8 protein-coding genes are annotated in these 8,074 nt (G+C 73.7%); 5 read left to right on the forward strand and 3 right to left on the reverse strand.

Features of this window, described 5'->3' with window-relative positions; translation table 11 throughout:
- Positions 1-134: 134 nt before the first annotated feature.
- Together EYA84_RS21475 and EYA84_RS21480 are read right to left on the reverse strand one after the other, a co-directional pair.
- Positions 135-527 (reverse strand): WhiB family transcriptional regulator, encoded by a 393-nt coding sequence (locus EYA84_RS21475; RefSeq protein ID WP_131054846.1) that lies wholly within the window; start codon positions 525-527, stop codon positions 135-137.
- Positions 528-723: 196 nt separating this feature from the next.
- Positions 724-1,434 (reverse strand): SOS response-associated peptidase, encoded by a 711-nt coding sequence (locus tag EYA84_RS21480; protein ID WP_131054847.1) that lies wholly within the window; start codon positions 1,432-1,434, stop codon positions 724-726.
- A gap of 102 nt (positions 1,435-1,536) precedes the next feature.
- On the opposite strand from EYA84_RS21480, the gene aroA reads away from it, so the two are divergent.
- From aroA to EYA84_RS21500, 4 genes are all read left to right on the forward strand, one after another.
- A complete protein-coding gene (aroA, locus tag EYA84_RS21485) occupies positions 1,537-2,838 on the forward strand; it encodes a 3-phosphoshikimate 1-carboxyvinyltransferase (RefSeq protein ID WP_131054848.1) in 1,302 nt (433 codons plus the stop codon).
- Entirely contained in the window at positions 2,808-3,932 is a 1,125-nt protein-coding gene (gene rsgA, locus EYA84_RS21490) for a ribosome small subunit-dependent GTPase A (protein ID WP_131054849.1), read from the forward strand. Before aroA ends, rsgA begins: the two co-directional genes overlap by 31 nt.
- Positions 3,933-3,996: 64 nt before the next feature.
- Positions 3,997-4,800, forward strand: coding sequence for a histidinol-phosphatase (gene hisN, locus EYA84_RS21495; RefSeq protein WP_131054850.1), 804 nt, complete (start codon positions 3,997-3,999; stop codon positions 4,798-4,800).
- A gap of 59 nt (positions 4,801-4,859) precedes the next feature.
- A complete protein-coding gene (locus EYA84_RS21500) occupies positions 4,860-5,849 on the forward strand; it encodes a hypothetical protein (RefSeq protein WP_201272449.1) in 990 nt (329 codons plus the stop codon).
- On the opposite strand, the gene EYA84_RS21505 is transcribed toward EYA84_RS21500, so the two are convergent.
- Positions 5,804-7,006, reverse strand: coding sequence for a glycosyltransferase (locus EYA84_RS21505; protein ID WP_131054852.1), 1,203 nt, complete (start codon positions 7,004-7,006; stop codon positions 5,804-5,806). The genes EYA84_RS21500 and EYA84_RS21505 overlap by 46 nt on opposite strands.
- Before the next feature lie 135 nt (positions 7,007-7,141).
- Between EYA84_RS21505 and EYA84_RS21510 the strand changes: the two genes are divergently transcribed.
- On the forward strand, positions 7,142-8,074 hold a 933-nt coding region (locus EYA84_RS21510), incomplete at its 3' end, for an SDR family oxidoreductase (RefSeq protein WP_131054853.1).

Consider the following 8,074-nt stretch of genomic DNA (forward strand, 5'->3'; position numbering starts at 1 on the left):
GGCGTCCGGGCACCCCCACCGCCGGTCGGTCCGCAGGTCGGCGTGCCTCGTTCCCGCCGACGCCATCTGGCCGGCTCCGGGGCGGGACCGTCGCGTCCGACGACACGGCGTCCCGCTCCGGACCGGCTCATCGATCAGCTCAGCGGCACCAGGGTGAGCAGTCGATCACGCACCGGCGGACCCGCCTCGCTGGCGGCGTCCGGATCGGGTTGGACCTCGTCACGCCAGGCCACCAACATCGCCCGCCGCTCGCGGGGTGTGGTGCCACCCCACACGCCGTGGCAGTCGCCCACTTCCAGCGCCCAGGCGAGACAGGAACCCTGCACGTCACAGCTGTTGCAGAGTGCCACCGCCGCGTCGGCCGGCTCGTTCGGTGCCGGAAAGAACGTCTCCGGATCGACGCTCTGGCATGTCCCCCTGGTACGCCAGGCTTCGTCTTGTCGCCGCTCGTGCAGCGCCCTCAACAGTCGTGGATCACGCCGTGCGGCGGCCACCTCGTGCGGACGGGGCATACGCGCCCGTGTCATCCACCCACCTCCCCCGTGGGACCAGCAATATCGATGAGCATCGTTCACAGGACGCGAACGACACCCACCACCGGCGCTGTGTTCTATCGCATTTACTGGCACGGGGACAAGTGTCTGCCGGGAAGTTGCCAGAAAGAGCCCTGCACCTTTCACCCGCAACTGCGGCAAATCACTCCCGACAATATGCGGGGTGCAATCAGAACAGGGTCGCCTCTTCCGGGCCGGCCGGGGACGACAGTGGCACCCGGGCGGTCAACCGGGGACCGTCGTTGCGGACGTCGCCGACCGCCGGCCCCACCGGGCGCACCTCCAGCCCGGCCAGCCACTCCGGTGCCGGCGGGACCAGCAGCTCCGCCGGCTCACCTCCCCCGCCCAGCCAGGTCGCCCACCGCTCCGGCGGCAGCAGCAACGGCATCCGGTCGTGCACCTCGGCCAGCTCACCCAGGGCGCCGGTGGTCACCACGCTGCACGTCATCAGCGGGTCGTCGGGGCCGCCCCAGACCGACCAGATGCCCGCGAAGGCGAGCACCGACCCGTCGCGTGGGGTCAGATAGAACGCCTGCTTGGTGCCGTCCGGTCGACGGACCCACTCGTACCAGCCGTCGGCCGGGACCAGGGCCCGACGGCGGGCGAAGGACGGCGCGTACGCCCGGCTGGTGGCGACCGTCTCGGCGCGAGCGTTGATCATGCGTGCGGCACCGGCGGGCGACCGGGACCACGGCGGCACCAGCCCCCAGCGGGCCAGACAGAGCACCCGGTGCCCCTCGGAGCTGACCCGCACCAGCGGCACCGGATCGGTCGGCGCCACGTTGTAGTCGACCGCCAGGTCGCCACCGGTCTCGTCGGCGGACTCGAACAGCCCGCTCAGGTCACCGGAGCTCCGGGTCGTGGCGTACCTCCCGCACATGTCCGACACGCTAGCGCGCCACCGGCCGGGCGGCTGTCCCGTTCATCGGGAGTGGGAAACGGCGAGGTCCGCCGACGCCCGGCACACGGCAGAATGGGAACCGTGGGGAACCTGACCGCGACCCGGCCGCTACAGCCGTGGACCGCCCCGACGGCCAGCGATCCGGTGTCGGCGTCGCTACGCCTGCCCGGGTCCAAGTCGATGACCAACCGGGCCCTGGTGCTCAGCGCGCTGGCCACCGGCCCCTCGACACTGGCCGCGCCGCTGCGCGCCCGCGACACCGAGTTGATGGCCGGTGGGCTGCGGGCGATGGGCGCGCACGTGTCGATCGCCGACGACGAGCGCTGGTTGGTCCGGCCGCACCCGCTGGTCGGCCCGGCCCACGTCGACGTCGGCCTGGCCGGCACGATCATGCGGTTCGTACCGCCGGTCGCCGGGCTTGCCGACGGCCGGGTCACCTTCGACGGCGACCCGCACGCCCGCACCCGGCCGTTGGGCCCGCTGATCGAGGCGCTGCGCTCGCTCGGCGTCCGCATCGACACCACCGGTCCGGGCAGCCTGCCGCTGGCCGTCCTCGGCACCGGGCGGGTGACCGGCGGCGAGGTGGTGATCGACGCCTCCGCCTCCAGCCAACTCGTCTCCGGCCTGCTGCTGGCGGCCCCGCGCTTCGACCGGGGCCTGGTGGTACGCCACGTCGGCCCGCCGGTGCCCTCCGCGCCCCACCTGCGGATGACCGTGCAGATGCTGCGCTCGGCCGGCGCGGCAGTGGACGACAGCACGCCGGACGTGTGGGTGGTCGAACCGGGCCCGTTGACCGGGCGCGGCTGGCAGATCGAGCCCGACCTCTCCGGCGCGGTGCCGTTCTTCGCCGCCGCGCTGGTCACCGGCGGCGAGGTGACGCTCCAGGGCTGGCCGGGCAGCAGCGCACAGCCGGTGGAGCGGCTCCGCTCGCTGTTGCAGCAGATGGGCGCGGAGGTCGCGCTCACCACCGAGGGGCTCACCGTACGCGGCACCGGGACGGTCCACGGGCTGCGCGCCGACCTCTCGGACGTCAGCGAGCTGACCCCGGCCCTGACCGCGCTGGCGATGCTGGCCGACTCCCCCTCGGTGTTCACCGGCGTCGAGCACATCCGGGGGCACGAGACCGACCGGCTGGCCGCGTTGGCGCGGGAGTTCGCCGCGCTGGGTGCGGACGTCACCGAGGCGTCCGACGGGTTGGAGATCCGCCCCCGACCGCTGCGGGGTGGCGTGTTCCACACCTACGATGACCACCGGATGGCGCACGCCGCGGCGATCACCGGCCTGGCCGTCCCCGGCATCGAGTTGAACGACGTGGCGTGCACCTCGAAGACCATGCCCGAGTTTCCGGCACTATGGTCGGCGATGGTGACCGGCAAGAGCTGACCGACGACGGAGGGGCGGACCTGGCGACCAAGCGACGCGAGTACGACGAGGACGACGTCCGGGTCCGGCCCGGCAAGTCCTCGCGTCCGCGTACCCGCACCCGCCCCCGGCACTCCGACGCCCGGGACGGCTTCGTCTTCGCGGTGGACCGGGGACGCTACACCTGCGTGCTGACCGGAGCCGGGCCCGACGACCCCACCGTCACCGCGATGCGCGCCCGCGAGCTGGGCCGCAAGTCGGTGGTGGTCGGAGACCGGGTGGCCCTGGTCGGGGACACCTCCGGCGCGGCCGGGGCGCTGGCCCGCATCGTCCGGATCGCCCCCCGCCACTCGGTGCTGCGGCGGACCGCCGAGGACGACGCCAGCACCGCCGAGGGGCGGCTGGAACGGGTGGTCGTCGCCAACGCCGACCAGCTCGTGATCGTCAGTGCGCTGGCCGACCCGCCGCCGCGTACCGGATTCATCGACCGCTGCCTGGTGGCGGCCTACGACGCGGACATCGAGCCGCTGCTCTGCCTGACCAAGGCCGACCTGGCCGGGCCCGAGGCGGTGCTCGACTACTACACCGAGCTCGAACTGCCGTACGTGCTGATCCGGCCGGACTCGCCGCTGGACGCCCTCCGCAGCCTGCTCGCCGGCCGGGTGTCGGTGCTCGTCGGGCACTCCGGGGTGGGCAAGTCGACGCTGGTCAACCGGCTGGTCCCGGAGGCCGACCGGGCGGTCGGCACGGTCAGCGCGATCGGCCGGGGGCGACACACCTCGACCAGCGCGGTGGCGTTGCGGCTGCCTGCCCTGCCGGGCGCCGCGGACGCCCCGGGCTGGATCGTGGACACGCCGGGCGTCCGCAGTTTCGGGCTGGCACACGTCTCGGCCGAGAGCCTGCTGCACGGCTTCCCCGACCTCGTCGAGGCCACCGCCGACTGTCCGGCCAACTGCCCGCACACCGCCGACGAGGCCGACTGCACGCTGGACGCCTGGGTGGCGCAGGGGCGGGCGGATCCGCGCCGGCTGGCCTCGTACCGCCGCTTGCTGGCCTCCCGCTCCGGCGACCTGGAGCCACGCGGCGAGGTCGAGCCGCGCGGGCACCCGGAGTGAGCCGCGCCCAGGTCACGACGGCCCGGCGGGACCGGCCGCGACCGGCGTCGCTACCGTGTCCGGCATGACCGGGTACGCCGACGATCTCGCTCTCGCCCACCGGCTCGCCGACGCCGCCGACGCCATCTCGGCGGCCCGGTTCCGCGCGCTCGACCTGCGGGTGGAGGCGAAGCCCGACCTCACCCCCGTCTCCGACGCGGACACCGCCGTGGAGCGCGCGATCCGGTCGCTGCTGACCGCGCACCGGCCGGACGACGGGCTGCTCGGCGAGGAGTACGGCGCGTCGCCGGCCGCCGGCACCCGGCAGTGGGTGGTGGACCCGATCGACGGCACCAAGAACTTCGTCCGGGGAGTGCCCGTCTGGGCCACCCTGATCGCCTTGCTGGAGGACGGCCGACCCGTCGCCGGGCTGGTCTCCGCACCGGCCCTGGGCCGCCGCTGGTGGGCGGCGACCGGCACCGGTGCGTACGCAGGCCCGGACGCCGCCTCGGGCGAACCGATCCGGGTCTCCGCCGTCGCGGAGCTGGCCGACGCGAGCTTCTGCTACTCCTCCCTCAGCGGCTGGGAGGAGGCCGGTCGGTTGGCGCCGATGCTCCAACTGATGCGGGACACCTGGCGCAGTCGCGCCTACGGCGACTTCTACGGTTACATGCTGCTGGCCGAGGGCGCACTGGACGTCATGGTCGAACCCGAGCTGTCGCTCTGGGACGTGGCCGCATTGGTACCCATCGTGACCGAGGCGGGGGGTACCTTCACCGATCTGGCCGGTCGACCGGCCCCCGCCGGAGGCGAAAACAGCGCGGTGGCCAGCAACGGAATACTGCACGCCGAACTCCTCGACAGGCTCGGTCGGCCCGCCGCGCACTGACGTCCGGTTACCTCTATCCTCGCCAGGTGGCTACCTCGGGTTGGTGTTTTCTCGCGGCGATGATCGTCGCGTACGGCGTTGCCAACCTGTTGCAGTCGGTCGCCGCAGCCCGCACCACAGTGCAGCACACCTTCGATCCCGGTCTGCTGCTGCGCCTGGCCGGACACCGCGCCTACCTGATCGGCCTGGTCTGCCAGGTGGGCGGCTTCGTGCTGGCCTTCCTGGCCCGCCGCGACCTGCCGCTGTTCCTGGTGCAGGCCAGCGTGGCGGCCGGGCTCGGGGTCACCGCGATCCTCGGTGTCCTGGTGCTGAAATGGCGGCTGCCGGTGGCCGAGGTGGTGCTGCTGCTCCTGCTCTTCGCCGGGATCACCGCGTTGGTGCTCGCCGCCCAGCCGGCACAGTCCAAGCCCCTCGGCACCGCCGGGATGATCGCCCTGCTGGTGACGCTCGGCGTGATCGCGGTGCTGGGTTTCTTCGCGGTCCGGCTACGCGGCGCTCCCGGCTCGGTGGCGCTCGGCTCGCTGGCCGGGCTGGCCTTCTCCGCCGCCGCGATCGCCGCCCGCCCGTTGGCCTCCGCACCGACCTGGGACGCGTTCCTCGCCGACCCGCTGCTCTACGTGCTGGTCGGGCACTCCGTGGTCGGGCAGCTGCTGCTCGGCCTGGCGATGCAGCGCGGCTCCACCACGGCGGCGGTGGCCGCGATGGACGCCGCCGGGGCGGTCCCCGCCGCGATCGTCGGGCTGCTGCTGCTCAACGACAAGATCTGGCCCGGCCGGGAGTGGCTGGCCGGAGTCGGTTTCCTGGTCACCCTCGCCTCGGTCATCGGCCTCACCCGGTACGCCGAGCCGCAGCACCACCACGCCGTCGCCCAGGAGACCTCGCGGGCGGTCGTCGCCGGCAAGCCGCTGATCGGGCCGCAGCCGAGCCGGGCACGCCCGGGCGGCACGGACGGGCCGATGCCGCACCCCGCCGCCCAGCTCTCCCAGACCGGCTCCGGTCTGGCTCAGGCCGCCTCGACGGGCCTGCGCCGGCCGACCACCCGCTCGTAGAGCCGTTCCAGGGCGGAGGCGGTCCGCTCCCAGGTGTAGCTGCACCGGACCCGGTCCACCGCCGCGTGCCCGTACGCGAACCGGCCCGCGTTGTCGGTGAGCACCCGACGCAGCGTCATCCCCAGCGTCCGGACGTCGCCCGGCGACACCAGCTTGCCGGTCACCTCGTCCACCACCGCGTCGGCGATACCGCCCATCGCGTAGCCGACCACCGGCACCCCGCAGGCCATCGCCTCCAGCGACACCCGTCCGGCCGACGAGTAGTGCGGGGTGCAGGCGACCACGTCGGCCGAGCGGTACCAGGTGGCCATCTGCTCGTGCGGCACGGCGCCCACCAGGTGCACCTGCTCCCCCACGCCGATCCGCTCGGCCAGTTCCCGCAGCCGACGGGCCTCGGTGTGCTGGGCCAGCCCCTCGGCCGGCGGGCCACCAGCGATCACCAGTTCCGCGTCGCCCACCAGGCGCATCGCGCGGATCAGATCGTCCTGCCCGTGGCCTGGGGAGAGCCCGCCGACGGAGAGGATCCGGGGACGCTGGTCCCGGGGTGCCGCCTCGCCGTCGGGGTGGAACCGGTCGATGTCCACTCCGGTCGGCACCATCGCCACCGAGCTGCGTTGCAGACCCATCCGGGTCAGCTCGTCGACCTCGTCGTTGCACTGGGCGACGGCCATGTCCACCGCCCGGGTCAGCGCCCGTTCCAACGGGATGCGGGTGCCCGGCCCGTCGTACTGCGAACCGAGGTGGCGGAGCTGCTCCATGCCGAGAGAGTGGAACGTCTGCACCACCGGGATGTCGGTCTCCCGGACCGCCTGCGCGGCGGCGAGTCCACCGACCCAGTAGTGGCCGTGCACGACCTCCGGCGTCCAGTCGCCGGACCACCGGTCGGCCAGCCACTGGCCGAACGCCGGCACGTACGGCACCAGCTCGGCGGTGGGGATCGGGGTGATCGGACCCACCGGGGCCCGTTCCATCCGGTACCCGTCGACGAGGTCGCTCTCGGCGACCTCCGGATCGTCCCGTCGGGTGTAGACCCGGACGTCGTGGCCTCTCCCCGCCAGTTCGGCGGCGACCCGTGCGATGTGCTGGTAGGTGCCGACGACGTTACCGTCGCCGGACGGCGGCGAAGCGGCGTGGGCGCAGACGAGGCCGACGCGCATGGGTCACCTCCATGCGGATGGGGCGGTGGTCTCCGGTCAGAGCGTCCCATTAACCGGGCTCCGACGAGCCGAAACATGGCAGATCCCCTGGTGTCCGGCGCGCATGACCCGGACACCAGGGGGTACCGATGAGGAATGCCCCTCGCCCGAAAGCTCGCCGACGCGACCGTGGTGATCACCGGAGCTTCCAGTGGCATCGGTACGGCGACCGCCTACGCGCTGGCCCGTCGCGGCTGCGCCGTGGTGCTGGCCGCCCGCTCCGCGCCGGCCCTGGACCGGGTCGCCGGGCACTGTCGTGAGCTGGGCGGTCGGGCGCTTGTGGTGCCGACCGACGTCACCGACCCGGCGGCGGTGCACCGGCTGGCGGCCGCCGCGGCGGCCGAGTTCGGCCGGATCGACGCCTGGATCAACAACGCGGCGGTCGGCGCGGTCGGGTTGTTCGACGAGATCCCGGAGGCGGAGTTCCGCCGGGTGCTGGACGTGAACCTGCTCGGCAGCGCCCACGGCATCCGGGCCGCACTGCCGTACCTGTCGGCTGCCGGTGGCGGTGTGGTGGTCAACAACGCCTCGATACTGGCCGAGGTGGCGATGCCCTACCAGTCGCCGTACAACGCCGCCAAACACGGCATCCGGGGGCTGGCCGACACGGTCCGCCAGGAGTTGCGGCTCACCGGGCGCGGTGCGATCTCGGTCTGCACCGTGCTGCCGGCCACCATCGACACGCCGTTCTTCCGGCACGCCGCCAACCACAGCGGCCGGGAACTGACGCCCCCGCCGCCGGTCTACCCGCCGGAGGTGGTGGCCGAGACGATCGTCCGGCTGCTGCGCAAGCCGCGCCGCGAGGCGTACGCGGGCGGGGCCGCCCGGCTGATCGGCCTGCCCTGGCGCCTCGCTCCGGCCGCGGCCGAGCGCCTCCTCGGCTGGTACGTCCACCGCACCCAGTTCGGGCCCGCCCCGCGCGCCGAGAGCAGCGGGAACGTGTTCCGCCCGGACGCCGAGGCGCTGCCGGAGGGCGGCTGGTCCGGGCGGCGCCGGCAGCTCGTCCGGATGACCGCCGCAGTCGGCCTG

The organism is Verrucosispora sp. SN26_14.1 (genome assembly GCF_004307965.1).
Taxonomy (GTDB): domain Bacteria; phylum Actinomycetota; class Actinomycetes; order Mycobacteriales; family Micromonosporaceae; genus Micromonospora.

What these genes read in the sequence shown, in the direction of transcription:
- rsgA (WP_131054849.1), top strand. Translation starts at nt 2,808, where the DNA reads ATGGTCGGCGATGGTGACCGGCAAGAGCTGACCGACGACGGAGGGGCG.
- EYA84_RS21475 (WP_131054846.1), bottom strand. Translation starts at nt 527, where the DNA reads ATGACACGGGCGCGTATGCCCCGTCCGCACGAGGTGGCCGCCGCACGG.
- hisN (WP_131054850.1), top strand. Translation starts at nt 3,997, where the DNA reads ATGACCGGGTACGCCGACGATCTCGCTCTCGCCCACCGGCTCGCCGAC.
- EYA84_RS21480 (WP_131054847.1), bottom strand. Translation starts at nt 1,434, where the DNA reads ATGTGCGGGAGGTACGCCACGACCCGGAGCTCCGGTGACCTGAGCGGG.
- EYA84_RS21500 (WP_201272449.1), top strand. Translation starts at nt 4,860, where the DNA reads ATGATCGTCGCGTACGGCGTTGCCAACCTGTTGCAGTCGGTCGCCGCA.
- EYA84_RS21505 (WP_131054852.1), bottom strand. Translation starts at nt 7,006, where the DNA reads ATGCGCGTCGGCCTCGTCTGCGCCCACGCCGCTTCGCCGCCGTCCGGC.